Source organism: Mesorhizobium sp. M8A.F.Ca.ET.165.01.1.1 (genome assembly GCF_004792065.1).
Lineage (GTDB): Bacteria > Pseudomonadota > Alphaproteobacteria > Rhizobiales > Rhizobiaceae > Mesorhizobium.
The window spans coordinates 578214-603637 of record NZ_SRTH01000003.1 but is presented as its reverse complement, the minus strand read 5'-3'; the positions used below and the strand labels follow the sequence as shown (position 1 = coordinate 603637).

28 protein-coding genes are annotated in these 25424 nt (G+C 62.6%); 11 read left to right on the top strand and 17 right to left on the bottom strand.

The features are described 5' to 3' along the window. Positions 1-32: 32 nt before the first annotated feature. The 3 genes from EN808_RS12230 to EN808_RS12220 all read right to left on the bottom strand — a co-directional run bounded on the left by EN808_RS12230 (position 33) and on the right by EN808_RS12220 (position 2893). Complete coding sequence (locus EN808_RS12230) at positions 33-734, bottom strand: DnaJ domain-containing protein (protein ID WP_127280383.1); 702 nt, start codon at positions 732-734, stop codon at positions 33-35. Between the two features lie 241 nt (positions 735-975). Continuing rightward, positions 976-1413, bottom strand: coding sequence for a DUF1489 family protein (locus tag EN808_RS12225; protein ID WP_135915894.1), 438 nt, complete (start codon positions 1411-1413; stop codon positions 976-978). Between the two features lie 76 nt (positions 1414-1489). Next, the gene (locus tag EN808_RS12220; RefSeq protein WP_135915893.1) at positions 1490-2893 is read right to left on the bottom strand and encodes an L-serine ammonia-lyase; all 1404 of its coding nucleotides are present in this window, start codon (positions 2891-2893) and stop codon (positions 1490-1492) included. A gap of 173 nt (positions 2894-3066) precedes the next feature. Between EN808_RS12220 and EN808_RS12215 the strand changes: the two genes are divergently transcribed. Continuing rightward, complete coding sequence (locus tag EN808_RS12215) at positions 3067-3786, top strand: DUF599 domain-containing protein (protein WP_135915892.1); 720 nt, start codon at positions 3067-3069, stop codon at positions 3784-3786. Here the strand turns inward: EN808_RS12215 and EN808_RS12210 are convergent. The 6 genes from EN808_RS12210 to EN808_RS12185 form a co-directional block, all read right to left on the bottom strand. Then, positions 3759-4556 carry a YdcF family protein gene (locus EN808_RS12210; protein WP_135915891.1) on the bottom strand — a complete coding sequence of 266 codons (798 nt, stop codon included), beginning with the start codon at positions 4554-4556 and terminating at the stop codon, positions 3759-3761. The genes EN808_RS12215 and EN808_RS12210 overlap by 28 nt on opposite strands. A gap of 109 nt (positions 4557-4665) precedes the next feature. Next, positions 4666-6231, bottom strand: coding sequence for an amidase family protein (locus tag EN808_RS12205; protein WP_135915890.1), 1566 nt, complete (start codon positions 6229-6231; stop codon positions 4666-4668). Next, entirely contained in the window at positions 6231-6686 is a 456-nt protein-coding gene (locus EN808_RS12200) for a GNAT family N-acetyltransferase (RefSeq protein WP_135915889.1), read from the bottom strand. Before EN808_RS12200 ends, EN808_RS12205 begins: the two co-directional genes overlap by 1 nt. Positions 6687-6693: 7 nt before the next feature. Next, a complete protein-coding gene (gene gatC / locus EN808_RS12195) occupies positions 6694-6981 on the bottom strand; it encodes an Asp-tRNA(Asn)/Glu-tRNA(Gln) amidotransferase subunit GatC (RefSeq protein WP_127872505.1) in 288 nt (95 codons plus the stop codon). Positions 6982-7069: 88 nt separating this feature from the next. Then, positions 7070-7486 carry a hypothetical protein gene (locus tag EN808_RS12190; protein ID WP_135915888.1) on the bottom strand — a complete coding sequence of 139 codons (417 nt, stop codon included), beginning with the start codon at positions 7484-7486 and terminating at the stop codon, positions 7070-7072. A gap of 24 nt (positions 7487-7510) precedes the next feature. Further along, a complete protein-coding gene (locus EN808_RS12185; protein ID WP_127872507.1) occupies positions 7511-8218 on the bottom strand; it encodes a metal-dependent hydrolase in 708 nt (235 codons plus the stop codon). A gap of 123 nt (positions 8219-8341) precedes the next feature. On the opposite strand from EN808_RS12185, the gene ruvX reads away from it, so the two are divergent. Further along, positions 8342-8848 (top strand): Holliday junction resolvase RuvX, encoded by a 507-nt coding sequence (gene ruvX, locus EN808_RS12180; RefSeq protein WP_135915887.1) that lies wholly within the window; start codon positions 8342-8344, stop codon positions 8846-8848. Here the strand turns inward: ruvX and EN808_RS12175 are convergent. The 3 genes from EN808_RS12175 to EN808_RS12165 form a co-directional block, all read right to left on the bottom strand. Beyond that, positions 8766-9107, bottom strand: coding sequence for a DUF6105 family protein (locus EN808_RS12175; RefSeq protein WP_127278349.1), 342 nt, complete (start codon positions 9105-9107; stop codon positions 8766-8768). The genes ruvX and EN808_RS12175 overlap by 83 nt on opposite strands. Beyond that, positions 9107-9655 carry a hypothetical protein gene (locus tag EN808_RS12170; protein WP_135915886.1) on the bottom strand — a complete coding sequence of 183 codons (549 nt, stop codon included), beginning with the start codon at positions 9653-9655 and terminating at the stop codon, positions 9107-9109. The genes EN808_RS12175 and EN808_RS12170 overlap by 1 nt, the downstream gene beginning before the upstream one ends. 123 nt (positions 9656-9778) lie before the next feature. Continuing rightward, positions 9779-11407: a DNA alkylation response protein gene (locus EN808_RS12165; protein ID WP_135915885.1), complete on the bottom strand. Its 1629-nt coding sequence runs from the start codon at positions 11405-11407 to the stop codon at positions 9779-9781. A gap of 170 nt (positions 11408-11577) precedes the next feature. Between EN808_RS12165 and EN808_RS12160 the strand changes: the two genes are divergently transcribed. The 4 genes from EN808_RS12160 to dprA are packed head-to-tail and all read left to right on the top strand — an operon-like array spanning position 11578 to position 15613. Continuing rightward, positions 11578-12558, top strand: coding sequence for an aspartate carbamoyltransferase catalytic subunit (locus EN808_RS12160; protein WP_135864588.1), 981 nt, complete (start codon positions 11578-11580; stop codon positions 12556-12558). After that, positions 12555-13841: a dihydroorotase gene (locus tag EN808_RS12155; protein WP_135864586.1), complete on the top strand. Its 1287-nt coding sequence runs from the start codon at positions 12555-12557 to the stop codon at positions 13839-13841. Before EN808_RS12160 ends, EN808_RS12155 begins: the two co-directional genes overlap by 4 nt. A gap of 54 nt (positions 13842-13895) precedes the next feature. Then, entirely contained in the window at positions 13896-14483 is a 588-nt protein-coding gene (gene plsY / locus EN808_RS12150; protein WP_135864584.1) for a glycerol-3-phosphate 1-O-acyltransferase PlsY, read from the top strand. Next, positions 14480-15613, top strand: a complete 1134-nt coding sequence (dprA, locus tag EN808_RS12145; protein WP_135915884.1) for a DNA-processing protein DprA — start codon at positions 14480-14482, stop codon at positions 15611-15613. Before plsY ends, dprA begins: the two co-directional genes overlap by 4 nt. Positions 15614-15620: 7 nt before the next feature. Here the strand turns inward: dprA and EN808_RS12140 are convergent, their stop codons facing one another. From EN808_RS12140 to EN808_RS12120, 5 genes are all read right to left on the bottom strand, one after another. Next, positions 15621-15833 carry a hypothetical protein gene (locus EN808_RS12140; protein WP_127278356.1) on the bottom strand — a complete coding sequence of 71 codons (213 nt, stop codon included), beginning with the start codon at positions 15831-15833 and terminating at the stop codon, positions 15621-15623. A gap of 16 nt (positions 15834-15849) precedes the next feature. Then, complete coding sequence (gene otsB / locus EN808_RS12135; protein ID WP_135915883.1) at positions 15850-16632, bottom strand: trehalose-phosphatase; 783 nt, start codon at positions 16630-16632, stop codon at positions 15850-15852. Further along, the gene (locus EN808_RS12130; RefSeq protein ID WP_135915882.1) at positions 16632-18422 is read right to left on the bottom strand and encodes a trehalose-6-phosphate synthase; all 1791 of its coding nucleotides are present in this window, start codon (positions 18420-18422) and stop codon (positions 16632-16634) included. The genes otsB and EN808_RS12130 overlap by 1 nt, the downstream gene beginning before the upstream one ends. Positions 18423-18528: 106 nt before the next feature. Beyond that, positions 18529-20691 carry an amylo-alpha-1,6-glucosidase gene (locus EN808_RS12125; RefSeq protein ID WP_135916027.1) on the bottom strand — a complete coding sequence of 721 codons (2163 nt, stop codon included), beginning with the start codon at positions 20689-20691 and terminating at the stop codon, positions 18529-18531. A 45-nt stretch (positions 20692-20736) separates the two neighbouring features. Next, on the bottom strand, positions 20737-21798 hold the full coding sequence (locus tag EN808_RS12120) for a glycosyltransferase family 4 protein (RefSeq protein WP_135915881.1): 1062 nt from the start codon (positions 21796-21798) through the stop codon (positions 20737-20739). 177 nt (positions 21799-21975) lie between these two features. On the opposite strand from EN808_RS12120, the gene EN808_RS36290 reads away from it, so the two are divergent. The 5 genes from EN808_RS36290 to EN808_RS12090 all read left to right on the top strand — a co-directional run bounded on the left by EN808_RS36290 (position 21976) and on the right by EN808_RS12090 (position 25412). Further along, positions 21976-22461, top strand: a complete 486-nt coding sequence (locus tag EN808_RS36290) for a hypothetical protein (RefSeq protein WP_189343662.1) — start codon at positions 21976-21978, stop codon at positions 22459-22461. A gap of 857 nt (positions 22462-23318) precedes the next feature. After that, positions 23319-24548, top strand: coding sequence for a site-specific integrase (locus EN808_RS12105; protein WP_135915880.1), 1230 nt, complete (start codon positions 23319-23321; stop codon positions 24546-24548). Between the two features lie 276 nt (positions 24549-24824). After that, a complete protein-coding gene (locus EN808_RS12100) occupies positions 24825-25034 on the top strand; it encodes a helix-turn-helix domain-containing protein (RefSeq protein WP_135915879.1) in 210 nt (69 codons plus the stop codon). Continuing rightward, positions 25031-25228, top strand: a complete 198-nt coding sequence (locus EN808_RS12095; protein WP_135915878.1) for a hypothetical protein — start codon at positions 25031-25033, stop codon at positions 25226-25228. Before EN808_RS12100 ends, EN808_RS12095 begins: the two co-directional genes overlap by 4 nt. Next, positions 25212-25412, top strand: coding sequence for a hypothetical protein (locus tag EN808_RS12090; RefSeq protein WP_135915877.1), 201 nt, complete (start codon positions 25212-25214; stop codon positions 25410-25412). Before EN808_RS12095 ends, EN808_RS12090 begins: the two co-directional genes overlap by 17 nt. Positions 25413-25424: the final 12 nt, after the last annotated feature.

The following is a 25424-nucleotide window of genomic DNA, read 5'->3' as shown; positions in this document are numbered from 1 at the left end:
TTTCTCCCGGAAGAATATTGCGTCGAAGGAGACTAGTTGTGATTGGAGAGCAAGACGTCCTTGGCTTCGTTAATCCGCGCCGCCAGGAAAGACGTGCCGCCGATGTCGGGGTGCAGGCGCTGCATCAGGCGGCGGTGCGCCTTGCGGACATCCGCCGCGGCGGCCCCCGCTTCAAGACCAAGGACCTTGTAGGCCTCCTCCTTAGTCATGGCGCCCGGACCTGGCGCAACACCCAGCCCTTCGCCACCGTTCGTCTCAGCGTTTTTGCGCCAGACGGGAAATCTGCCGTCAAGATACGTCTCTAGCAGCTGGCGGCTCTCCGGATCGCCGGAGAGCTCGCGGTAGAGATGCTGCAATTCCGCCTGGGTCATCGAGCCAAGCATCTTGCCATCGTGGCGGCCGGCAAGAACCAGCCCTTCAAGGCCGCCCGTATCGTGATCGAGTTCCATCTCGAGTGCCGCTGTCCGCACGGTTGAGCGTTTTCCAGCAATTGGCCTGGCATTTGGGCGCCCGGTACGCGTGGCGCCATACCAGGCGATTGCCACGAACAGGATAATGCCGCCGATGCCTTGACGCCCGACCACGAGCACGGCGCCGCCGATCAGCGCCAGCAGGATCGGCCCCAAGGTTCTCATCCCGCTTGCGAGTTGCGCCGGATCCGCACGGAGAAAGGCCATGGCCAACCCCAGGAGCACCAGCAACAACGCGACCACAACGATAATTGCGCCTAACATTTCCCATCGCCCCGCAGATATCCTGTCCGCCTGGACAGCCGCGTGATGTCCTTCAACACTTTTTCTGCGCCAGAATCATGGCCTTTACCCCCGCTGGAAGAGGACCATCATACGAGCTGGTTCTCCAACGCCGCGGCCTGTGTCGACTTCGACAGTTCTTCCTCGCGCATGGATTTCAAGATGTGGCGTCGTCGCGTCGCTTGCAAGTCCAGTGCGAAGCAAGTTTGAGGGCCAGAAATGTCTAGAGCAGGCCGAGATCGGCGAGCTCGCGCCTGAGTTTCGGCGGCATCTCGACCAGCCCCGCCTTGCCCTTGCCGAGATCCGCCGGGGCGTCCGTTGGCTTCAGATAACGCCAGCCCTGGAAGGCGCGGCGCGGCTGCCAGTCGGTGCGCACCACCTCGGGATCGAGCATCAAATGGCAGCGGCCGATGCCATCGTCATCGGTGAACGGCCGGATCTCCGTGATCAACTGCCGGCATTGCACGCTGCCCTTGATCACCCAGTAGAGCGAGCCGCCATCGGTGACCTCGTCGCCACGTGTCGGCACCATGCGGGTGGTGTGCCAGTGTTCGGCTGGTTCGCCGGCACGGCGGCGCTCGTCGAGACGGAAGGCGATCCAGTCTTCGAGATCCTCGACACTGTCGCAGCCGACGCAAAGCTTTAGGAGATTGAGAGCCATGCGCTAAGGTTAGCCCGGGGCGCCAGGACGTCAACGGCCTGGCGGACTTCTCCACAGTGCCGGTTTGGGCCAGATCTCAACACTCAACGACATTGACGGCAAGACCGCCAAGGCTGGTTTCCTTGTACTTCTCGTTCATGTCGAGGCCGGTCTGGCGCATGGTCTCGATCGCGGCGTCGAGCGGCACGAAATGCACGCCGTCGCCCTTGATCGCCAGGGACGCGGCCGTGACCGCCTTGACGGCACCCAGCGCGTTGCGTTCGATGCACGGCACCTGCACCAGCCCGCCGACCGGGTCGCAGGTCATGCCGAGATGATGTTCGAGCGCGATTTCGGCGGCATTCTCGACCTGTTCGGGCGTGCCGCCCATGACGGCGCACAGGCCGGCGGCCGCCATCGCCGAAGCTGAGCCCACCTCGCCCTGGCAGCCGACCTCGGCGCCGGAGATGGACGCATTGGACTTGATGATGCCGCCGACGGCCGCTGCCGTCAGCAGGAAATCGCGGATGCTCGGCTGGTCGGCCTCGGGATGGAAATGCAGCCAGTAGCGCAGCACCGCCGGCAGAGTGCCGGCCGCGCCGTTGGTCGGCGCGGTGACGACACGCCCGCCGGCCGCATTCTCTTCGTTCACGGCCATCGCGTAGATCGACAGCCAGTCATTGGCGAGCAGCGGGTTCGGCCGGTTCTGCTGCCACTGCTCCTGCAATTTGTCATGGAGCTGCCTGGCGCGCCGCCGCACCTTCAGCCCGCCCGGCATTATTCCGTCCTGCGACAGGCCACGGTCGATGCAGCTCTTCATCGCGCCCCAGATGGCATCGAGGCCGGTGTCGAGCTTCTCGCGCGACATCTGCGTTTCCTCGTTGGTGCGCTTCATGTCGGCGATGGAAAGGCCGCTCTTGGCCGCCATCTTCAGCATCTCGACCGCGTTCTTGAAGGGATACGGCACTTTCTTGCCCTCGGTCGTGACCGAGCCCTTGACCTTCATCCGTTGCAGCTCTTCTTCCGAAACCACGAACCCGCCGCCGATCGAATAGTAGATGCGCTTGAGCAGCAGCCGGCCGCCCGCGTCGTGGGCATGGAACGCCATGCCGTTGGCGTGACCGGTGAGCGGCGTCTTGCGGTCGAGCACCAGATCGGTGGCCGGGTCGAAATGGTAGGAGGGATGACCGGGCGGTGAAATCAGCTTGTCGGCAGCGATGCGGCTGATGATGCCGTCGGCCTGGTCGGGGTCGACCGTTTGCGGCGTCTGGCCGGCAAGGCCGAGAATGACGGCACGGTCGCTGCCATGGCCGATGCCGGTATAGGCGAGCGAGCCATGCAGGCTGGCAGCGATGCGGTCGACCTTGGCACCGGCGGGGCGCGGCCAGTCGTCGCCCGCGACCTCTTCGAGAAAGCGGCGCGCGGCCGTCATCGGACCCATCGTGTGCGAGCTCGAAGGGCCAATGCCGATCTTGAACAGGTCGAAAACGGAAAGGAACACGCTGTCTCCTGGGTCACGTCGAGGAATACATATAGGAATTCCCGGGATGTTTCCGCTCTTTTGACGATCGCGGCGCAGCACCTGCCGACCTTGTTTGCTCCGGCAGCGACATTGATTGACTGTCGCCGTATGCGGCGATCGAAGCGATCGCGCGGGATATGGTAAACTCAACCATGGGCGATTCCTCCTATCTGTCGGCGGCCGATCTCGGGGCGCTTGGCTTTTTCCTCCTTGCGTGGGTGCTGCACACGCTCGCGTCCGATGGCAAGCTGGTTAGCCGCATGTCGCTGACGACCGCCATGAATGCGCAGCGCGAGGCCTGGATGCGCACCATGGCCGAGCGTGAGATCCGCATCGTCGACACCGCCATCATGAGCGGCCTGCAGCAGGGAACCGCCTTCTTCGCCTCCAGTTCGCTGATCGCGCTCGGCGGCTGTTTCGCCCTGCTTGGCGCGTCGGACCGCGTCATCGAGGTTCTCAGCGACCTCCCGCTGGGCGGCGTGCCGGATCGAGCCGCTTTTCAGATCAAGGTGCTGGGGCTGGTGCTGATTCTCGCCTTTTCCTTCTTCAAGTTCGGCTGGGCCTACCGGCTGTTCAACTATTGCTCGATCCTGATCGGCGCGGTGCCGATCCCGCATGGCGAAGCCTCGCGCAATCCGGTCACGCAAACGGCCGTGTGGCGCGCGACGCAGATGAACATGCTGGCCGGCAAGCATTTCAACTCGGGCCTGCGCGGCGTGTTCTTCTCGATCGGCTATCTCGGCTGGTTCGTCGATCCCCTGGTGTTCGTGCTGTCGACGCTTCTGCTGCTGGCCGTCCTGGTGCGGCGCCAGTTCTTCTCGGCGGCGCGGCGCGCCGTCATCGGTCAGCCGCCCGGCGCCGGAAACGGCTGATCGATGCGCCCGGAAAGCCAATAGGCCAAAAGTCCGATCCACTCGCGAACCGCCATCGTGGTCGCCTGCAGCGAGTCGGACGGGTTGTCTCGGAACAGGCCGATGCATTCCTTGCCCGAGGTGCGATAATCGACCGGCCATGGAACGGTTGGAAAACCGGCCTTGTCGAACAGCGCCTTGGCGCGAGGCATGTGAAAGGCTGATGTCACCAGCAGCCATGTCTCGCCCGGCTTGGGTTTGACCAGTTCGCGGCTGAAGACCGCGTTCTCGTAAGTGTTACGGGATTTGTCTTCGAGGATCAGACGGTCGGCCGGTACACCCAGCGCCTCGAGCAGGCGCGGCGCCGTGTCGGCATCTCCTTCGCCATCGAAGAACAGTGAGCCGTTTCCACCGGAGACCACCACTTTTGCCTGCGGGAAACGCCGGGCGAGAATGGCGGTCTCGACCATACGATCGCCGCTGCTGTTCAATTCATGGCCGCCACGCACGAGGTTGATAGCGCCTTCGAAGCCGCCGCCGAGCACGACGATGCCGTCCACCTTCTCCGGTAGCGGCGGCTTGGGAAAGCGTTCCTCCAGCGGATTGAGCATCATGGCGCCGAGCGACGTCCATGCCGACAGCGCAAGGATCAGAAACGCCAGCACGCTACCGGTGACGGCAAGTCGCCGCCGGCCGATCATCCCCGCGATCAGCCCCGCCAAAAGCAGGAAGATTGTCAGGTTGAGTGGCTGGATGAAGAACCAAAAGACCTTGGAAAGATAGTAGAACATCGCCCAACCCTTACAGCGTCAAGGACGCCGTAATGCTTCAGTTTCACGCATGATCCTATCCGAAAATCGATCGCGATTTTCGGGTTCATGCGTCAGACGAGCGATTCCCCTACCACCACTTCTCCGGCTGGAATGTGCCGGCCGCCTGCTCGATGACGGCGGCGGTCTGGAACAATGTCTCTTCCTCGAACGGCCTGCCGATCAATTGCAGGCCGAGCGGCAACCCCTTGGGGTCGAGCCCGGCTGGCACGGCAATGCCGGGCAGACCGGCCATGTTCACGGTGACGGTGAAAATGTCGTTGAGATACATCTTGACCGGATCGGCCGCCATGTCCTCGTCGGCGATGCCGAAGGCTGCGGATGGTGTAGCCGGGGTCAGGATGACATCGACGCCGGCGGCAAAGACGTTTTCGAAGTCGCGCTTGATCAGATTGCGCACCTTCTGTGCCTGTAGGTAGTAGGCGTCATAATAGCCGGCCGACAACACATAGGTGCCGATCATGATACGGCGCTTGACCTCGCGGCCGAAGCCGGCGGCACGCGTCTTCTCGTACATCTCGACGATGTCCTTGCCCGGCACGCGCAAGCCGTAGCGGACGCCGTCATAGCGGGCGAGGTTGGACGACGCCTCGGCGGGCGCCACGATGTAATAGGCCGGCAGCGCGTATTTGGTGTGCGGCAGGGAGATGTCGACGATCTCGGCGCCGGCATCCCTGAGCCAGGCAATGCCCTTCTGCCACAGGGCCTCGATCTCCTCAGGCATGCCCTCGACGCGGTATTCCTTGGGAATGCCGACCTTCATGCCCTTGATCGGCTTGCCGATCGCAGCCTCGTAGTCCGGCACCGGCCTGTCGACTGACGTCGTGTCCTTCGGATCGACCGAGGCCATGGATTTCAAAAGAATGGCAGCGTCGCGCACGTCGCGAGCGATCGGCCCGGCCTGGTCGAGCGACGAGGCGAAGGCGACGATGCCCCAGCGCGAGCAGCGGCCGTAGGTCGGCTTGATGCCGACCGTGCCGGTGAAGGCGGCTGGCTGGCGGATCGAGCCACCGGTGTCGGTCGCCGTCGCACCGGCACACAGGAAGGCCGAGACGGCGGTCGCCGAACCACCGGAAGAGCCGCCCGGCACCAGCTGTGCATTGTCCAGGCTACGCTGGGTTCTCGTGCCGCCGGCCGACACGAAGCCGCCATCCCCTTGATGTGTCGTCGGCATCACCACCGTATCGAGGCGCGAACGCCGCCACGGGTTGATGACCGGGCCATAGTAGGAGGTCTCGTTGGACGAGCCCATGGCGAACTCGTCCATGTTGAGCTTGCCCAGCATGACCGCGCCATCGGCCCACAGATTGGATGTGACGGTCGATTCATAGCGCGGCTTGAAGCCGTCGAGCACATGGCTGCAGGCCTGGGTATGGACGCCTTCAGTACCGAACAGGTCCTTGATCCCAAGCGGAATGCCTTCCAGAGCACCGCCCTCGCCCTTGAGCAGCCTGGCGTCCGACGTCTTGGCCATCTCGCGTGCCTTGTCTCCGGTCACAGCGACATAGGCATTGAGCGCCGGATTGGCGCGATCGATCGCCGAGAGATAGCTTTCAGTCAGCTCGGTCGCGGTGATTTCCTTGCCGCGCAGCTTGGCGCGGGCCTGCGAAATCGTCAGTCGGGTCAGGTCGCTCATCATAGGCTCTTTTCGTAAAACACCGACCACTCGGAATCGGGATAATCCAGCACCGGCCCGCAGCGCGAGAACCCGGCACGTTCATAGACGGTCCAGGCGGCCGGATGGCGGTCACCGGTCTCCAGCACCAGCCGCTTCAATCCTTCATGGCGCGCCAGCGCCTCAAGCCGCTCAACGACGTCGGCGCCGATCTTGCGGCCGCGATGCGAAGGCCTGATATACATGCGCTTGACCTCACCGATCGCGTCGCCATGCCGCTTCAGCGCGCCGCAACCAATGGCGATCCCATTGTCGCGAGCGATGAAAACCGTTGTGTCCTGCCCCGCCATCTGCTCGACAGTCAGATGGTAGCAATGCTCCGGCGGCGTCAATTCGAGCAAGGTTTCGTTGAGCTCCCTCACCAGGCCGCGCACGTCGTCCTGCAGCGGCGTCTCGATGGCGATCTCGATTGCCATCGGCGCCTTACTCCACGACCTTCGGCACGAGGAAGAAATTCTCATCGGTCGCCGGTGCGTTGGCGACGATGTCGGCCGCCTTGTTGCCGTCTGTGACGACATCCGCGCGCTTCTTCATCTCCATCGGCGTCACAGAGGTCATCGGTTCGACACCGGAAACATCGACCTCGTTCAACTGTTCGACGAAGCCCAGAATGGCGTTCAACTCGCCGGTCATGCGCTCGGCATCTTCCTCGCTCACCGCGATGCGGGCGAGATGCGCGACGCGCTTCACTGTCTTGACATCAACGGACATGTATTTGCCTCGGGAAAAACCAGATCGCGCTATAGCGGCGCGGCGCGCGGCGCGCAACATGCGCCAGCCGACAATCGGGCAAACAGCTTCATGGCAGGGCAACGCCCTCGCACAGATGATAGCTGCCGCTGTTACCGCTCGCCTCGCTCTCATCGTCGATGGGGCGGACCGAGACGAGATCGAGCTGCGTCGGGCTGATCCGCGTCACCGACAGGACATCCGGAAAGACGTAGCCCGGTTCCTGGCAGATGGCTGTCACCGCCCAGCTCGGCGAGCGCGTCGCCTTGCTGACTTGAACGAACTCGCAGCTATATTCGACGCCCTGCAGGCCATGCACCGAAAGCACGATGTTGCCGGCATCGATAAGCGCCTGCAGCGTCTCCTTCCTGGCCTGCCCGCAAAGCTCCTCGGACTGCATATAGACGCCGTCGATGAAATCATCGGCGGCGAGCGCGGGCGACGCGGCGACAACCATCGACACGCAAAGAGATCGCCCCAACGCCATGGATTTGTTCCGCTTTCGTTGTTTCTATAGGGTAATCGCTTGGCCAATCTTCGGCAACGCGACCTTGACGCCCGACCCTTCCAAGCCGGCTTCGAACTTTTCAGGCGTCGGATCGATCATCGGAAACGTGCCGAAATGGCAAGGGACAACCGTGTCGAACTTGAAGAAGCGGCGGCAGGCAAGGGCCGCCACCGCGCCGCCCATGGTGAAGCGGTCGCCGATCGGGACAATGCCGATCTTCGGCTCGTGCAGTTCGTTGATCAGCGCCATGTCGGAAAAGATATCGGTATCGCCCATATGATAGAGCGTGCGGTCATCCGGGAAATGCAGGACGAGCCCGCCCGGATTGCCGAGATAGACGTTCCTGCCGCCATCTTCGCCAAACGAGGAGGAGTGCAGCGCCTGGACAAAGGTGGTGGTGAAGCCGCCGCAATCGACCGTGCCGCCGATGTTGCCGGGATTGATCTTCTTGTCGCTGACGCCCTTGCCGACTAGGTACATGCAGATTTCGAAATTGGCGACCAGTTGAGCGCCACTCTTGCCGAGCACTTCCAGCGCGCCGCTGATGTGGTCGCTGTGCCCGTGTGTCAAAAGAACATGCGTGATCCCTTCGGCAGGCTCTTCCCAACCGCCGGTCCAGGACGGGTTGCCGATCAAATAAGGGTCGATCAGAATTTTCGCGGCACCGGTTTCGATGCGGAACGCCGAGTGGCCGTACCAGGTCAATTTCATCAATGCATTTCCTCGATTTTTGTCGAGCCAGAGGATAGAACGCCGCTAGCCCCGAGATCAAAGGGTATAGTGTCCGCCGCGCATTCGAAAAGACGCGTGCTACCGAAAAGACGAGGGAAACCGTTGGCTGTCATCACGATTGAGCAATTGCCGGCGCGCCTCGCCGACGGCAGGACCCTGGCAGGGCTCGATCTCGGCGACAAGACGATCGGTGTCGCGGTTTCCGACCGGGGGTTCTCCTTCGCTCATCCCCGCCCGGTCATCCTCAGAAAGAAATTCTCGCTCGACGCCGCCGTCCTTCTGGCGTTGCTGGAGAAGGAGAATGTCGGCGCGGTGGCGATCGGACTGCCGATCAACATGGACGGATCCGAAGGCCCACGCGCCCAGAAATCGCGCGCCTTCGTGCGCAACATGGCGCAACTGAGCGACCTGCCCTTCGTGTTCTGGGATGAGCGGCTATCGACGGTCGCGGCCGAACGGACGCTGATCGAAATGGACTTCTCGCGCGCCAAACGCGCCGGCAAGATCGATTCGGCGGCAGCCGCCTTTATTCTGCAGGGAGTTTTGGACCGGCTTCAGTCGCTCGATGCAGCCGATCGAACCGAACCGGACCCGTCCAGCGCCGGCTGACCCAGCCCAAAATCTCGCGACGCCTGCGGAATGCCCACAAGGCCGTCAGCAGAAGCCCGTCGAAGACGCAAGTCTTCGCCACCATTCCGGGGATGATCGATGGGTCGATGCCCAGAATCTGGCCGTAGAGCTGGAAGAAGAAGTCGTGCGTCTGCCGGCTGAACATGACGTAGCCGAAATTGATGTCGTTGGCCGACAGATAGAACCAGCCCCAGAAAATTGCCATCGGGGCGGCCCACATTCCGAAGATGTAACGCATCAGCGGCCTCCCTTTCCGTTCGAGCCAGTCCGACCCGATATCAGGGAGAGCAGCGAATTATGCGCCGCGGCCTTCGCCATGCTGTGCGCCGTGGCGTGGAAATCGTCCTCATCCAACGCGGCTGCCGAACGCCGCTCGGCGAGCATCGCGACATAGGAGGCCAGGAGTGCGGCCAATTGCACAGCCACCACCATGAACAGACCGTTGATGCCTTGGGCAGCGCCGCCGATCAGGATCATCGACATCACGCCGGAAGCAGAAATAAAGGCGATGCGAACGACGCTGTCGGCACCCGGGCTGGACGCGTCGTTGATCAGCGTATCGACAAAGGCCCAGAAGAACAGCACCGCCACGACCAGCAATGCGGTCGCCAGCGGAGCGATCACGACGATGTTCTCCAGATTGATCAATCGGGCGCTCTCGACGGTCACGCCGAGTACGCCAAGAGCCGCCGCCACGCCTCGATTTCCATCGATACAGATCAGCGCGAGCAGAGCGAAAACGATCGCCCAGTGCACCGACAGAAAGGAGGTCAATACGTGTCGCATCGTGATTCCTGCTTCGACAGGAATGACAGTGGGCTTTGCGGTTCGTCACCGCAACGGAAACCATTTGTTAAGGTTAACGGCGACGGTGGGGGTCGGCAACGCCCTCGGCGAACGACATCTCCTTCAATTCACCGGCGGATAGAGCGTATCGATGATCATGCGCGCATCGTGACGCGAATCGAGCATACCGTAGGTATTGCGCCACTGGCCCGCGAGCCGCGTCTCGACGAAAGCATCGGCGATCCGCCCTGCCCCCAGCCGGCGCAACTCGGCGGCCGCCGCCGACAGCGCAAGCTGTTCCGTAAGCAGCCGGGCCGAGCCCTCGTCGGTCGAAGCCACCTGCATGGCCGCCTTCAGAACACCGATCGTGCCGCGCCCGCCGGCGCCGAGGTCGCGGTCGATGCCGCCCAGCACCTCTTCGAAAAGGCCAGGCGCGCGGCCAAGCACGCGCAGCACGTCGAGCGCCATGACATTGCCCGATCCTTCCCAGATCGCGTTGACAGGCGCTTCACGGTAATAGCGGGCGAGTGGAGCTTCCTCGACATAGCCATTGCCGCCAAGGCATTCCATCGCCTCGTAAAGCAGCGGCGGCGCGATCTTGCAGACCCAGTATTTGACGACCGGCGTCATGGCGCGGGCGAACGCCGCCTCGCCGCGGTCGCTCGCCGCCTCGTCGAAGGAACGCGCCAGCCGGAATGACAGCGCGGTCGCCGCGGCGACATCGAGCGCCATGTCGGCCAGCACGCGCTGCATAAGCGGTTGCTCGATCAGGTTGGTTCCGAACACCTGGCGATGGCGGGCATGATGGATCGCTTCGGCCAGCCCCGCCCGCATGATCGCCGAAGACGCCACCGCGCAGTCGAGCCGGGTCAACGTCACCATGTCCATGATCGTCTTGACGCCGGCGCCGGGCTCGCCGACCATCTCGCCGATGGCGTTGACGAACTCAACCTCGGAAGACGCGTTGGAGCGGTTGCCGAGCTTGTCCTTCAGCCGCTGGAAGCGAAAGCCATTGCCCGACCCGTCGCCGAGCACACGTGGCACCAGGAAGCACGACAGCCCCTCCGGCGCCTGCGCCAGCACCAGGAAGGCATCCGACATCGGCGCCGACATGAACCATTTGTGTCCCGTCAGGCGGTAGAATCCGCTTCCGACGCGTTCCGCCCTGGTCACATTGGCACGCACATCCGTGCCGCCCTGTTTCTCGGTCATGCCCATGCCGAGCGTCAGTCCGGTCTTCTCGACCGGCGGCTTCTGGCTCTGGTCGTATTTGCGCGTCGTCACCCGCGGCGCCCATTCGCGAAACAGTTTTGGGCTGGCCATCAATGCCGCCAGCGAGGCGCTGGTCATGGTGATGGGGCACAGGTGCCCGGTCTCGAGTTCCGCCGTCAGGTAGAAACGCGCGGCCCGCACCTGATGGCGGCGGCCAATCTCGGCGTCGCCATTTTCCCAGACCGAGGAGTGCAGGCCGTTGGCCACCGAACGGCGCATCAACGCGTGGTAGGCCGGATGGAATTCGACCAGGTCGATGCGCCGTCCCTGGCGATCGTGCGTCCTGAGTTTTGGCGTCTCGACATTGGCGAGGCGCGCCAGTTCCTGCGCTTCTTGCGTGAGCACGAAACGGCCAAGCCCGTCGAGATCCTTGCGCACCGGATCGGAAAAGCGCTCGGCAAGCTGGATCAGCAACGGATCGCCTCGCCAGGCGTTGCCGCCCGTCAGCGGCGGCGGCTGGTTCGTTACGTCGTCGGTCACGCCCAATCCTTCTAGAAAGGCCTTATCGTCGGAAAGCCTCGAATCCGAGGCCATCGGCTAGATATAGCCAAGCGTTGCTGCCCGCGCGACGAAAATACCGGGGAGAACGGCGTCAATGCAAAGCGGGTGCTTGCGGGCGCGAAATCCGCACCCTATAGCAGCCCCTTGAGATGACCGACGCTTCGTCCCTGCCACTCTATCCTCACCGCCATCTTCTGGGCATCAGCGATCTTTCGCCCGCCGACATCGAGCTGTTGCTCGACAGGGCGGATCGGGCGGTCGCGATCTCGCGGCAGTCCGAGAAAAAGACCTCGACGCTGCGCGGCCGCACCCAGATCAACCTCTTCTACGAAGCCTCGACCCGCACGCAGTCCTCGTTCGAACTGGCTGGAAAGCGGCTTGGCGCCGATGTCATGAACATGTCGGTGGCGAGTTCCTCGGTGAAGAAGGGCGAGACGCTCATCGACACCGCGATGACGCTGAACGCCATGCGGCCCGACATATTGATCATCCGCCACCAGTCGGCGGGCGCGGCGGCCCTTCTGGCGCAGAAGGTCGGTTGCTCGGTGGTCAATGCCGGCGACGGCGCGCATGAACACCCGACACAGGCGCTGCTCGACGCGCTCACCATCCGCCGCGCCAAGGGTCCGCTGTCGAAGCTGATCGTGGCGATCTGCGGCGACATCCTGCATTCGCGCGTGGCGCGCTCCAACATCATGCTGCTCAACGCCCTCGGCGCACAGGTGCGGGTGGTGGCACCCTCGACGCTGCTGCCCTCGGGCATCGACAGGATGGGCGTGATCGTCTGCCGCTCGATGGCGGAAGGCCTGAAGGACGCGGATGTGGTGATGATGCTGCGCTTGCAGCGCGAGCGCATGGAAGGCGCCTTCGTGCCGTCGGTGCGCGAATATTTCCGCTATTTCGGCCTTGATACCGAGAAGCTGAAGGCGGCCAAGGATGACGCGCTGGTCATGCATCCCGGCCCGATGAACCGAGGTGTTGAGATCGCCTCCGAAATCGCCGACGGCCCGCAAAGCGTCATCCAGGAACAGGTGGAAATGGGTGTCGCCGTGCGCATGGCGGTGATGGAAGCGCTGCTTGATCCCCGTCGTAATCAAGAGGGCCGCAATCAAGAGGGTCGCGGCGCATGAGCACGACTGTCTTTGAACGCGCTCGCATCGTCGACCCTTCGCGCGGCATCGACGAAGTCGGCTCCGTCATAGTCGATGGCAAGAAAATCGTTGCCGCGGGCAAGGCGGCGCTGAACCAGGGCGTCCCCGAAGGCGCCACGGCAATCGACTGCGCCGGCAAGGCGATCATGCCAGGTTTGATCGATGGCCGGGTCTTCATCGGCGAGCCGGGCGGCGAGCATCGCGAAACCATCGCTTCGGCGAGTGTCGCCGCGGCCGCCGGCGGAGTGACGTCGATCGTCATGATGCCCGACACCGACCCGGTGATCGACAATGTGGCGCTGGTCGAATTCGTGTTGCGCACCGCCAAGGATACGGCCGTCGTCAACATCTTTCCGGCCGCAGCCATCACCAAGGGCCTCCACGGGCGCGAGATGACGGAGTTCGGCCTGCTGCGCGAGGCCGGCGCGGTCGCCTTCACCGATGGCCGGCATACCATATCGAGCGCGCTGGTGATGCGCCGAGCGCTGACCTACGCGCGCGATTTCGGCGCCACCATCGTCCATGAAACGCAGGATGCCGACCTTGGGTCATCGGGCGTCATGAATGAAGGCCTGTATGCCAGTTGGCTCGGCCTTTCCGGCATTCCGCGTGAAGCCGAATCCATCCCGCTCGAGCGTGACCTTGCGCTGGCGCGGCTGACGCGGGGTTCGTACCATGCCGCGAAGATCTCGACGGCAATGGCGGCAAGCGCCATGGCACGGGCGAAGGCCGACGGAGCGGCAGTGACATCGGGCGTGTCGATCCACAATCTGTCGCTCAATGAAAACGACGTCGGCGAATACCGCACCTTCTTCCGCCTGACGCCGCCGCTGCGCGCCGAGGAAGACCGGCTGGCTGTCATCGAGGCGGTCAAGGACGGTACGGTGGATGTCATCGTCTCTTCGCATGATCCGCAGGATGTCGACACCAAGCGCCTGCCCTTCGCCGACGCCGCGGCCGGAGCCATCGGCCTCGAAACCCTGCTGGGCGCCGCCTTGCGGCTCTACCACAATGGCGATGTGCCTTTGCTCCGGCTGATCGAAACCTTGTCCACCGCGCCGGCGAGGCTGTTCGGATTGCCCGGCGGCACGCTGAAGCCGGGCGCGGCAGCCGACCTGGCGCTTGTCGATCTCGATGAACCCTGGATCGTCAGTGAAAGCGGCATCCGCTCGCGCTCGAAAAACACCTGTTTCGAAGGCGCACGCCTGCAAGGCAAGGTCTTGCAAACGCTGGTGGCGGGCCGCACAGTGTTTTCCGCCTGAGCCGGCAATAGCCATGCGACATGGAGCATGGCCGGGGGAAATGCGGGGGAAACAATGACTTATGGCCTGATCCTGGCGTTGGTGTTCGGTTATCTGCTGGGCTCAATTCCGTTCGGCCTGCTGCTTACCCGCGCGGCCGGCCTCGGTGACGTGCGCAAGATCGGCTCCGGCAATATCGGCGCCACCAATGTGCTGCGCACCGGCAACAAGGGGCTTGCCGCCGCGACCTTGCTGCTTGACGCGCTGAAGGGCACGGCCGCCGTGCTGATAGCAGGCCATTTCGCGCCTGAAACAGCGGTCTGGGCCGGCCTTGGCGCTTTTCTGGGGCACCTGTTTCCGGCATGGCTGGGGTTCAAAGGAGGCAAGGGCGTCGCGACCTATCTCGGCGTGCTGATCGGCCTCGCCTGGCAGGTGGCGCTGATCTTTGCCGTTGTCTGGCTGGTGATGGCTTTTCTGTTTCGCTTCTCCTCACTGGCAGCGCTGACGGCGGCCGTCGTCGTCCCGATCGCCCTCTACGTCATGAGCACACCCCAGGTTGCAGCGCTGTTCGTGGTGATGAGCATCATCGTTTTCATCAAGCACAGGGCCAACATTTCGCGGCTGATTGCCGGCACCGAAGGCAAGATCGGAGCCAAGGGGTGAGCGAACCGGCCGCCGGGCCGCGTCTCACCGATCGCCAGCGGCTGAGCTGGTTGCGGCTGATCCGCACCCAGAATGTCGGCCCGGCCTCCTTTCGCGACCTGATCAACCGTTTCGGTTCGGCCGAGGTCGCGTTGGAAATGCTGCCGGAACTGATGATTTCCGGTGGCGCCAACCGAATCGTGCGCATCCCTTCCCTGGCCCAAGCCGAGACCGAGATGGAGGCCGCGCGGCGGATCGGTGCACGCTTTGTCGGCATCGGCGAGGCAGACTATCCGCCGCTGCTGCGCAGCATGGACAATCCGCCGCCGCTGCTGGCGGTCAAGGGTAACGCAGCGGTGTTCCGGTTGCCGGGGATTGCGATCGTCGGCGCCCGCAACGCATCGCTTGCCGGCATCAAGATGGCGCGCATGCTGGCAGCCGATCTCGCAGGAGACGGCTATGGCATCATCTCCGGCCTGGCGCGCGGCATCGACACGGCGGCGCATCAGGGCAGTCTCTTGACCGGCACGGTCGGAGTGCTCGCCGGTGGCCTCGACCTGCCCTACCCGCCCGAAAATACCGGCCTGTGCGATGACATTACCGAGCGTGGCGCCATCATCTCGGAAATGCCGTTCGGCTGGCAGCCACGCGCCCAGGATTTCCCGCGCCGCAACCGCCTTGTCGCCGGTGCCGCCCTTGGATTGGTCGTGGTCGAGGCTGCGCAGCGCTCAGGCTCGCTGATCAGCGCCAGGCTTGCCGGCGAGATGGGCCGACTGGTCTTTGCCGTGCCTGGCTCCCCGCTCGATCCACGCGCCGCCGGTACCAACGGCCTGCTCAAGGATGGAGCGACGCTGGTCACCGAGGCTTCGGACATCTCCAGGGCGATCCTTCCGCTGACCGGCATGCGAACACCTGATCCGCCGCCGTTTGAAGACCCGCCCGACTTTTCGGCCACGGCGCCACCAGGCGAGAGCGACCGGGCCAAGGTGATCGAAGCGCTGGGGCCGACGCCGGTGCCGGTCGACGAGATCATCCGTCACACCGGCCTGCACCCCGCCCAGGTTTTCATGGTGCTGCTTGAACTCGACCTCGCCGGCCGCCTTGAACGCCACGCCGGCGGCAATGTTTCGCTGGTTTTCGGGGACGGCTAACCCGCCCTCAGTGGCGGTCGGTCTTTTTATCCTCCGCCTCGGCGTGATCCTGTGTGTCGGCGCCAAAGAGATCCTTTTGGACAAACTGGCGCCAGACCTCGTCCGCGTCCCGCGGGCGCGACGGATCCAAACTCGGCTCGCTCTCGTGCGCATTCGGGACCGAGCGCCGGCGTAGCCAAGCAGGCATCATCTCCTGGATGAGACTGGTGAATTGGGTCATCGCCGACTCCTTCGGTTCAGGGATGGATCAGACCGGTCGATCCATCCAAGTTGCTCTGGCTCACCGCACCCAGCCAAGCCAAAGCCTCGCCGACGTCGGCCAGCGCATGGCGCGCCGCTGTCGGTCCGCGCGGTTTTATCCGGATCGAAATGCCGTCCATCTCATTGACGGCCTCGAAACCATTCTCGTCGGATGTGTCGTCGCCCAGAAACACCGGCCGCCTCCCCTCGAAAGCCGGCAGATCCAAAAAGCGCCTGATTGCCGCTCCCTTCGCCGCCTCCAACGGCATCAATTCGACGCCGGCATTGCCGGCCAGCACCCGATACCCCACGGGCAACCTGTCCAGCGCCTGCTCGACCAGTTGCGTCGCGCCCTGCAACAAGTGCGGTGCCGCTCGTGTGTGGATTGCCAGGATCGGGCCCTTGCGCTCGATATAGACGTCCGCACTATCCAGCTCCGCTTCGATCTCCTCGGCAAGCGCGGCAATGTCGGCCGGCTCTCCCGCCGCCTCGACCGGACCATCACGCGTGAGCCTGTGCTCAAGACCGTAAAGCCCGGCGGCGCGCAATCTGAGGGGCTGGAAAAGATGATCGACAGCAGCGATCGACCGTCCCGTGATGAACGCCAGAGCTCCGTCCAATTGCAATTCGAGCCGCGTCAACAGCGTCCGCAACTCATCGCCGACAACCACCGCATCGGGATGCGCGGCATGTTCGAGAAGCGTGCCGTCGATATCGAGGAACAAGGCCCACGCATCCTGCGGGACTTTGGGTTCGGGCAAGTTTGACAATGCCGACATCACAGCGCCGCCACGCGCTTGCGGTCGAGCAGCGATATCACATTGCCGGGAGAACTGGGACCAGAAGAACGTGGGGCGGCGCTGACGGCACGATCGACCGCATCCCGCTTGCGCAGGCGCGCCGCATCGAACAGCATGCTGCCCGCCCATCGATAGACATTGTTTTCGCGCACGACCTCGCGCATGCGTCGCATGCGCTGACGTTGCTCTTCCGGTGACATGGTCAAGGCCTGCAGCAGGGCGTCGCCCATCATCGCCGCGTCGTAGGGATTGACGATCAGCGCCTCCAGCAATTCCTTCGACGCGCCGGCGAACATGCTGAGCATCAGCACGCCCTGTTCATCCTCGCGGGCCGCGACAAACTCCTTTGCAACCAGGTTCATGCCGTCGTGAAGGCTGGTGACCATGCAGACGTCGGCGGCCCGGTAAATCTCGTACACCTCCGTTTGCGAGTGATGTTCGGTCACCAGCACCACAGGGGTATAGTTTTCACGACCATGGCGCTCGTTGATATCCTCGGCATGGCGCAGACATTCCTCATACAATTGTTGATAGGCAGGCAAGGTGCCGCGGCTGGGCGCGGCGATCTGCAGGAACGCGACCTTGCCGATCCATTCCGGATGCAGTGTCAGCAGCTCATCGAGTGCGTTGAGACGATCGAGGATGCCCTTGGTGTAGTCGAGGCGTTCGACGCCGACGCACAGCCTGACGTTCTCGGCCAGGCCGAATTTCTCGCGAATGAGCTGGCGACATTCTGCAACGGCAGGCAGTTTGCCCAGATGCGGCGGCTCCCATTCGATTGAAATCGGATAGGCGTGAACCAGGCTGATCTGGCCGCCATAGGAGATGGCGGAATCCTCACGCTCGATCCTGCTCTCCAGGAAGCGGTCGACGCTGTCGATGAAGTTGTTGCAATGGAACTGGGTGTGAAAGCCGACGATTGAACTGCCCAGCAGTCCTTCGAGAATCTTCTCGCGCCATGGACAGATGCTGAACACCTCGGAATTCGGCCACGGAATGTGCCAGAAGGTGATGATGATCGCTTCCGGCAGGCGCTCCCGGATCATCCGCGGCAACAGCGCGAAGTGATAGTCCTGGACCAGCACGATGGGCCGCTCGTTGCGGGCCTCCGCCACGACGGTGTCGGCGAATTTGCGGTTGACCGTCTCATAGGCCTCCCAGTCGGAGGCGCGGAATATCGGCCGGGTGAAGGCTATGTGGCAGAGCGGCCAGAGCCCTTCATTGGCAAAGCCGAGATAATAGCCCTGCTGTTCTTCCTCGCTCAGCCAGACGCGGCGCAACGTGTAGGAAGGGTTTTCAGGCGGCACCTCGACGCGGTCATTTTCATCGACGACAAGCGCATCGGCCGAACCGCCGCCATAGGCGATCCATGTGCCAGCGCAGGCGCGCGTAATCGGCTCCAGCGCTGAAACCAGCCCGCTGGCAGGCACGACCAGCTGGATATCGTCCCCCTTGCGGTTATGAATGTAGGGTTCGCGATTTGAAACCACGATCACCTGCGCATCGGGAAGTTCCTTCGCCAAAATGTGACGCAGAGTTTCCGGCGACCATTGGACGAGCGCGGCGGTCGCGGATTGCCCGTTCTTTTCGAATTCCGGCAATGGACCGCGAACGGGTCCTGGTTCGAGACTGGCGCGCTTCGTGTTTCTGGCCCGATGCGCCCGTGACACCACCACCGCAAGCGCGATGCATAAAATACCGACAATTGCGAGAATGGAGAGCCACAGTGCGGCCGAAGGGACGACCAGGTACGAACTGTTGTCGGGCATTTCGAATTGATTACCTTTCAATGGAATACGGCAGATCCACCGACAGGAACTCCGGCATCCTTGGCGTGGTGATCCAACGTTCCGCACACATGATGGTTCCGATCTTTCAACTCCGGACAACCAGAGGCACCAGTCCCTCATGGGCATCCGCAAGGAAGGCGCCAACACGATCTCCCACGCGTTGAAACGTCAGATCCACCGCCACATGTCCTACCGAGAGATGACGAATGACGAGATTGTCGATACCGATCGGCAAGCGCGGCTGGGTCACGTGAATTTCGTTCGTCCCACCATCGATCTGAAGGCCGAGGCAGGCCTGCATGAGCATGAAGGCGGAACCTGCGGACCAGGCCTGCGGCAGGCAAGCCACTGGATAGGCAATCGGCGCTTCGCCGGCCGCGCGCGTGAACCCACAGAACAGTTCGGGCAGCCGCATGTTGAAATGAACCGCGGATTCGAAGGTCCCGCTCATCAACCGCACCACGCTGTCGCGGATGCCGTAGCGCGCCAGTCCGGCGGCGCAGATCGCGGTGTCGTGCGGCCAGATGGAGCCGTTGTGATAGGACATTGGATTGAAGAAGATCGCGTCGTCCGCCAGGGTCCTCAGTCCCCATCCGGAATGGAATGAAGCCGACAGCAGCTGGTCGGCGACCATGCGTGCGCGATCCGGATCGGGAAGGCCGACATACAGCAGGTGACCGGCATTGGACGTGCGCACCTTGCAGGGTTGGCCATCGCCATCGATCGCCAGCGCATAGTAGCTGAGGTCCTCGATCCAGAAATGGCGTTCGACTTGTTGGCGAATGACATCGGCGCGCACTTCCCAATTTTCGGCCCGCTCCTCTTCGCCGCGCAGCCGTGCAAGCTTTGCCAATCCCTGGAACGCTGCAAAGACGTAGCCCTGCACCTCGACCAGAGCGATCGGTCCTTTCGGAATGCGGCCATCGGCATGGAAGACGGAATCGAAACTGTCCTTCCATCCCTGGTTGGCAAGGCCGGACTCGGCGGCGCGCTGGTAGGTAAGGAACCCTGTCGAACGACTGGCTGTCTCGATCCACTCGGCGGCGGCGCACAGCGATGGCCAAAGGCCATCGATGAAAGCCGTGTCTCCCGTGCGGTCCGCATAGGCGCAGGCGAGATGGATGTAGAGCGGCGTCGTGTCGACGCCGCCATAATAGCGGCCGAACGGCAACTCACTCAGCGCCGCCATCTCGCCCTTGCGGGTCTCGTGCATGATCTTGCCGGGTTCGGAATCGCTGAAGGGGGAGGTCTCGGTCGCCTGGTGCTGGGCGAGAAAGGCAAGCACACCACGAGCCAGGCCGGGATTGAGCCAAAGCATCTGCAGAGCTGAGATCACGCCGTCCCGGCCGAAGGCGGTGGAGAACCATGGAATCCCTGCATAGGGGTAAGGGCCGGTCGCCAATTCCGTCGTGAGCAACGCCACATCGGCGCGGGCCCGCTCCATCCAATCATTGAAGACGCGGCCCGAACTGTGCAGTGTCGCCCCGTGCCGGCGCTTTGCGCGCATGCCGAAACGGGCACGGGCGGCGGCAGCCCGGAACCGCCGGCTTTCGGGGCGGTCTGGCGTCTCGCCGCCCACTTCCACGTAAAGCGTCTGGCTGCTTCGCTTGGTAATCGCGATGAAGAAATCCGCCCGCTCGGAGGTCAATTGATCGGGCGTCTGCGAAAACGATATCGCGGAGGTCCGTACCACCTTGTCCAGGCCTTCGTAGCGGAGCACGACCGAGTTCCGATCGATCTCGGCCGTGTGGGCGGTGCCGCGTTTGGAGCGGGTCGAGCCACGGACTTCGAACATGTCGCGAAAATCGGCACCAAAGCGCAGCGACACCAGGACCGTCGAATGCTCCCGGCTGTAGTTGGAGAGCGTGATGCGTTCATACAGCCTTTCCTCCCACAGAAGCCTGGCGCGCTCGATATGGATCGCACCCTGCGGAATCTGGCGGCTCGCGGTGCTCTCGATCGGCAAATTGGTCAGGTTGGTGGTGAACAGGACGTTGTCCTGGCTGAGCGATGCGCCAAGCAACGACAGCGACCGCCCGCCAACAGTCAGGCGAAATTCTGAAAGCACACGCGTGTCGTCGCGGAAGAAGCCGTCGCCGGCGCCACGTATGTCGCCATAGGCATCGGCGACCGCAAAGCAATCGCCATGCTTGAGAGCATAAAGCCGATGCGGCTCCCTGGGGGCGGTTTCGTCCAGGGAAGCCAGTGCTATGGCAGGATCGAGCTTGCGCTCGTCGAGTTGGGTAATGGTCAAGAAGATTGTCCCGTGCTGGTTTCCGAACGGGTTGAAGGTCTACGAGGCTCTGCTCTGCTCGACGCCATTGCTCAGCCGCGAATACGCCGCGACATAATCCCTGGCCATTCTGTCGGCGGAAAACCGCCTTTCGAAGACGGCTCTTATTCTTCGCCTGTCGAGTTGCAGGAGAGCGGGCATCGAGGCGACGGCATCTTCGATGGTTTCGACGACAAAGCCGGTGACCCCATAATCGATGATCTCTGGCATGGCCCCGCAACTCCAGGCCATGACTGGGGTTCCGCAGGCCATGGCCTCGATCACCGCAAGCCCGAAGGGTTCGGGCCAATCGATGGGAAACAGCAAAGCGGCCGCATTGCCCAGAAACCTGCCCTTCTGGTCCTCGTCGATCTCGCCGACATACTCGACCCGGTCGCCATCGATCAGCGGCTGCACGACTTCCTCGAAATAGGCGCGGTCGCCATCGCCGATCTTGGCGGCGAGCTTCAGTTTCAGGCCGGTGCGGCGAGCGATCTCGATCGCCCGGTCCGGCCGCTTGTCGCGCGACATTCTGCCGAGGAACGCCAGATAGGCGCCATCAGTGCCTGCCTCGAAATCGGGCTCATAAAGCCCAAGCGGCAGCCCATGATGGATTGTCGCCAGCCAATTCGCGGACGCGAACCGCGCCCGCTGGCTGCGGGATATGGAAATCATGGGAAACCGCGGAAACCGGTCATAGGCCTGCGCGAGGTCCGCGTAATCCAGCCTGCCATGCGGGGTCGTCGCCGTGCGCTGCGGCATATCACGGAAAAACGGAAAATGCAGGAAATGGCTGAGATGGAAATGGACGACATCGAAATCGTCGGCCCGTTTCCTCACTTCATCGAGCATCGACAAATGCGCCGCGATCTCGGACTTCAGCGGACGGGGATCGAGACGAAGCGCCCTTTCGCGGCACGGCACCAGTCTGGCGGAGGTCTTCGTGTCGCCACTGGCGAACAACGTCACGTCGTGGCCGAGGCCGACGAGAGCTTCGGTAAGATATGAGATGATGCGTTCGGTGCCCCCGTAGAGTCTTGGCGGCACCGACTCGTAAAGTGGTGCGACGTGGGCAATCTTCATGTCCCGGCGTCCCTCAATGAGCTGGTCATAGAGCCAAAATGCATCAGGGCCGGGATCGTTCCTGAATCATTGGAAGATGCGTCGAATGATCGATCCGTCCCCTGTTTGATTCGACCAGCCGCCCTATTTCCTGTCGGTAATGCCGGCCTGCGCTTACCGCAGCCGAAGGAGGTCCAGATGCAGCAACCCAGGGATATCGCAGCCCGGCGCCTGAGCATGATCGTCGAACAATATGTCGAGGCCAGAAAACGGCACTTTGGCTTTGTGTCGACGGACCAGGCTGCCCGAGTGATCCGCAGAACCCTGAAACCCGATCCTTCGGAGCCAGCACTTTCCGATCACGAACTTGACGACATGGTCGCCGCCCTCGCCGTGAAGAACGGCCTGGCCGTCATCTTCGACCGGGGTGTACGGGGACCGGCCGACGGCGCCGAGGCCGAGCTGAACAGAAAGGAACCGATCATGCGAGCACCGACGGACACACCGGATGTGGCCGGCGCGGTGGATGCCATCCTGAGCGGTCGGACCGCCCAGCTTTCGATGAGCGCGGTGATCTCCCTGCTGCGCGAACGAACCGGCACCAAGCGATCCGACGCGGATCTGGAAGGACTGATTGCCAAGAAGGCTGCCGTTCTGGACGTGCATTTGTCGCGCAGCGTCTGAGGCGTTGCTGCTCGTCGGGCGTCTCGTCGCTTATAGCGCAGTCCAGTCCTTGACCGCGAGCACCTTCTCTGCGGCCATATGCCCGGGCTTTACGCGGTCTGAAGCCGGTTCACGGAACCTTCGCTGGATATTGTAATCAGCCGTGCAACGGCAAACGCGGCCAGAATTATGAAAAACGCCGTGATGTTCAAGAACATCGTCGACGCAAAGATGCTCGCGCTCTGGTCATAGCAGCTTGCGAATTCCATGACGCTTTACCCTTCAAACCTGTTGCATCATGATCCTGCTTCAGAAGAAATTCAAGCAGATGCTAAAATACGTGGACGGGGTTCAAATGCGACAGCCAATTGCTTGTCCGGCTCAGCGACGAGTGCAAGGCTGCAGGGGACGCTGACGGTCAACAATGCCGTACGCCGTGGCCCCTCAGTCCCCGGTTAATGAAAAACCCGCCACAGGAGCGACCTGCGACGGGCTTTTGGAGTGGCTACATCCCTGAAGGAATCGACCGCTTGTAGTTTTATTGTGAACTGTGTGATCGCGTTAGCCTATGGTGTGATCGCGGAAAGCCTTGGGCCTGCCCGCCTCAATTTGCGAACACCGAGCGGACACAGATTTACGGATACCGAGACCTGATGCATTTGGTGAGCGCGATGGGATTCGAACCCATGACCTACTGATTAAAAGTTCATTCTGAGCAGTTTTAGCAAGCCATTGAAGATGTTCAATATTCCCCGTGTCCGCACACTAAGCTGTTGATTCGAAACGGACATGTTTTGACAAATCATGACACCGTGCGACAATAGCCGCATAGAAACACCCGTCAAGCAGACGGACACAGTGCGGACACGGAAACGGACATGGCCACCAAGCTCACCGACACCATCGTTGACACACTCGCCTTGCCTGCGACCGGCAATAAGATCACCTATGACGAAGGCGTGAAGGGCTTCGGCATTCGGGTTACCGCCGCTGGCGCCCGCTCATTCATCCTGAACTATCGCACCCGAAGTGGTCTGGAACGCCGCTACACGATCGGCTCCCGCCCGGACTGGAAGACAATACCGGCGCGCGAGGAAGCAAAGAACCTCAAGAAGCAGATCGACGTCGGTGCCGACCCCATGGGCGTGGTCGCGGCATCGCGAGACGCAAAGACCGTCGCCGATCTCTGCGGGCGGTTCGAGACGGAACACCTCTCCAAGAAGCGTGACACGACCGCCAGGGATTACCGGGCGCTGATCAAGAACCACATCCTGCCGGCCCTCAAGAGCAAGAAGGTGGCCGAGGTCGAGTTCACCGATATCGACAGCTTGCATAGGAAGATCTCAAAGACGGCACCCTATCTCGCCAACCGGACCGTGGCGGTCCTTTCGAAGATGTTCGGGCTCGCAATCAAGTGGCGCTGGCGCACCGACAATCCGGCCAAGGGTATCGAGCGCAACGATGAGCAGAAGCGTCACCGCTATCTGTCGCCGGCCGAACTGGCGAAGCTGACCGAGGCCTTGGCCAAGCAGGAGGATCAACAGGCAGCAAACATCATCCGCCTTTTACTGCTGACCGGCGCGCGCCGTGGCGAAGTGCAGGCGGCCAAGTGGGAACAGTTCGACCTGACCGAAGGAGTTTGGACTAAGCCGGGCTCGACGACGAAACAGAAGACCATGCACCGCGTCCCTTTGTCGGCCCCTGCCCGGCTGCTGCTCACCGAGCTGCGCGAGAAGGCGAAGGACGATGCTGTCTATGTGTTCCCCGGCCGTGGCGCCGACCACCGCGTTGAGATCAAGAACGAGTGGCGGGACGTCTGTATCGCCGCCGGCATCGTCACCGCCGAAACCGTGGGCGAAAAGGTCGTAGTGACACCTTCTGCCCGCATCCACGACCTACGCCATACCTACGCCTCTGTGCTGGCCAGCGCGGGCCTTTCCCTGCCGATCATCGGCGCGTTGCTCGGACACTCTCAGCCGGCCACCACAGCTCGCTACAGCCACCTTATGGATGATCCGCTGCGACAGGCGACCGAGCGTGTCGGCGCGATCATGACGGCCAAGCCAGAGGACAAGGGCGCCGACATCAAGGAATTCAAAGCGGGCTGACACTTGTCGACAACCCTCGACATGGGGGACTTGCAAAAGAACAAAAGGTGACTCATATTGCCGGTGCCGACGTTTTGGATGATTCGTCGGTGGACGCGCCGGATAGCGCCATGCCTGGAAGACAGGCGTACGGGATGGATGTCCCAGGTTTCCGGCCATACCCCACAAATTTGAGTGAAGCCGGAAGCGAGCGGAAAATTAACCCCCGCGCTGCGCCGGCTTTTTTGCGACCTGTGATCCAGAAGCCCGCCGCAAGCGCCATCGCACGGAGCTTCTATGAGCATCCTCGACGATTACCTTGATCGCCCTTCCCTGGCGGCCGAACTCAAGGTCAGCGAGCGGACTTTGATCCGCTGGCAAAATCAACCCGATGGTATCCCTTACGTTGAACTTGGCGGACGCATTTTGTATCGCGTGTCATCGATCCGAGCCTGGATCGAAGGCAAGGAATGCCGGCCCAATCCTCGCAAAGCGAGGGCCGCATGATGCAGACCGATTTCCAGCCTGATGAAGCGGTCACGGCGGCGGCTCTCTATCTCGTCTCGCCACGCGAGCGGACCGGCCGCGCCACTATTCCCGACCTGCGTACCCGGTTCGGCATCACGACGATGCAGGCGGTCGAGGCAATGCGCCTTGCAAACCGGCTCAAGGGTGGAGGCGCCGATGCAGACGCTTCCTGAAACGCGAAAGCCGCCCACAAGGGACGGCTCGCTGGAAATCTCGAATAGCCTGGCAGCGTTCGATACCGGCGACAATACCGAAGCCCTTCGTTTCAGGCAAGCGTCGCGCATCATCACCCGCTTCCCGATGTCGGTTCCATTGGCTCTGGCTACGGCCCGCTTGGCCTATGGAGGTGGCGCGTGATCAACGAGCCGA

Bases quoted from the DNA above. Each gene is read 5' to 3' on its own strand.
- EN808_RS12100 (WP_135915879.1), top strand. From the start codon at position 24,825: ATGAGCATCCTCGACGATTACCTTGATCGCCCTTCCCTGGCGGCCGAA.
- EN808_RS12215 (WP_135915892.1), top strand. From the start codon at position 3,067: ATGGGCGATTCCTCCTATCTGTCGGCGGCCGATCTCGGGGCGCTTGGC.
- EN808_RS12185 (WP_127872507.1), bottom strand. From the start codon at position 8,218: ATGAAATTGACCTGGTACGGCCACTCGGCGTTCCGCATCGAAACCGGT.
- EN808_RS12205 (WP_135915890.1), bottom strand. From the start codon at position 6,231: ATGAGCGACCTGACCCGACTGACGATTTCGCAGGCCCGCGCCAAGCTG.
- EN808_RS12140 (WP_127278356.1), bottom strand. From the start codon at position 15,833: ATGACCCAATTCACCAGTCTCATCCAGGAGATGATGCCTGCTTGGCTA.
- EN808_RS12095 (WP_135915878.1), top strand. From the start codon at position 25,031: ATGATGCAGACCGATTTCCAGCCTGATGAAGCGGTCACGGCGGCGGCT.
- EN808_RS12190 (WP_135915888.1), bottom strand. From the start codon at position 7,486: ATGGCGTTGGGGCGATCTCTTTGCGTGTCGATGGTTGTCGCCGCGTCG.
- EN808_RS36290 (WP_189343662.1), top strand. From the start codon at position 21,976: ATGCAGCAACCCAGGGATATCGCAGCCCGGCGCCTGAGCATGATCGTC.
- EN808_RS12175 (WP_127278349.1), bottom strand. From the start codon at position 9,107: ATGCGTTACATCTTCGGAATGTGGGCCGCCCCGATGGCAATTTTCTGG.
- gatC (WP_127872505.1), bottom strand. From the start codon at position 6,981: ATGTCCGTTGATGTCAAGACAGTGAAGCGCGTCGCGCATCTCGCCCGC.
- EN808_RS12225 (WP_135915894.1), bottom strand. From the start codon at position 1,413: ATGGCTCTCAATCTCCTAAAGCTTTGCGTCGGCTGCGACAGTGTCGAG.
- EN808_RS12210 (WP_135915891.1), bottom strand. From the start codon at position 4,556: ATGTTCTACTATCTTTCCAAGGTCTTTTGGTTCTTCATCCAGCCACTC.
- EN808_RS12105 (WP_135915880.1), top strand. From the start codon at position 23,319: ATGGCCACCAAGCTCACCGACACCATCGTTGACACACTCGCCTTGCCT.
- EN808_RS12155 (WP_135864586.1), top strand. From the start codon at position 12,555: ATGAGCACGACTGTCTTTGAACGCGCTCGCATCGTCGACCCTTCGCGC.
- EN808_RS12170 (WP_135915886.1), bottom strand. From the start codon at position 9,655: ATGCGACACGTATTGACCTCCTTTCTGTCGGTGCACTGGGCGATCGTT.
- EN808_RS12200 (WP_135915889.1), bottom strand. From the start codon at position 6,686: ATGGCAATCGAGATCGCCATCGAGACGCCGCTGCAGGACGACGTGCGC.
- EN808_RS12130 (WP_135915882.1), bottom strand. From the start codon at position 18,422: ATGCCCGACAACAGTTCGTACCTGGTCGTCCCTTCGGCCGCACTGTGG.
- EN808_RS12230 (WP_127280383.1), bottom strand. From the start codon at position 734: ATGTTAGGCGCAATTATCGTTGTGGTCGCGTTGTTGCTGGTGCTCCTG.
- otsB (WP_135915883.1), bottom strand. From the start codon at position 16,632: ATGTCGGCATTGTCAAACTTGCCCGAACCCAAAGTCCCGCAGGATGCG.
- EN808_RS12160 (WP_135864588.1), top strand. From the start codon at position 11,578: ATGACCGACGCTTCGTCCCTGCCACTCTATCCTCACCGCCATCTTCTG.
- EN808_RS12120 (WP_135915881.1), bottom strand. From the start codon at position 21,798: ATGAAGATTGCCCACGTCGCACCACTTTACGAGTCGGTGCCGCCAAGA.
- plsY (WP_135864584.1), top strand. From the start codon at position 13,896: ATGACTTATGGCCTGATCCTGGCGTTGGTGTTCGGTTATCTGCTGGGC.
- EN808_RS12090 (WP_135915877.1), top strand. From the start codon at position 25,212: ATGCAGACGCTTCCTGAAACGCGAAAGCCGCCCACAAGGGACGGCTCG.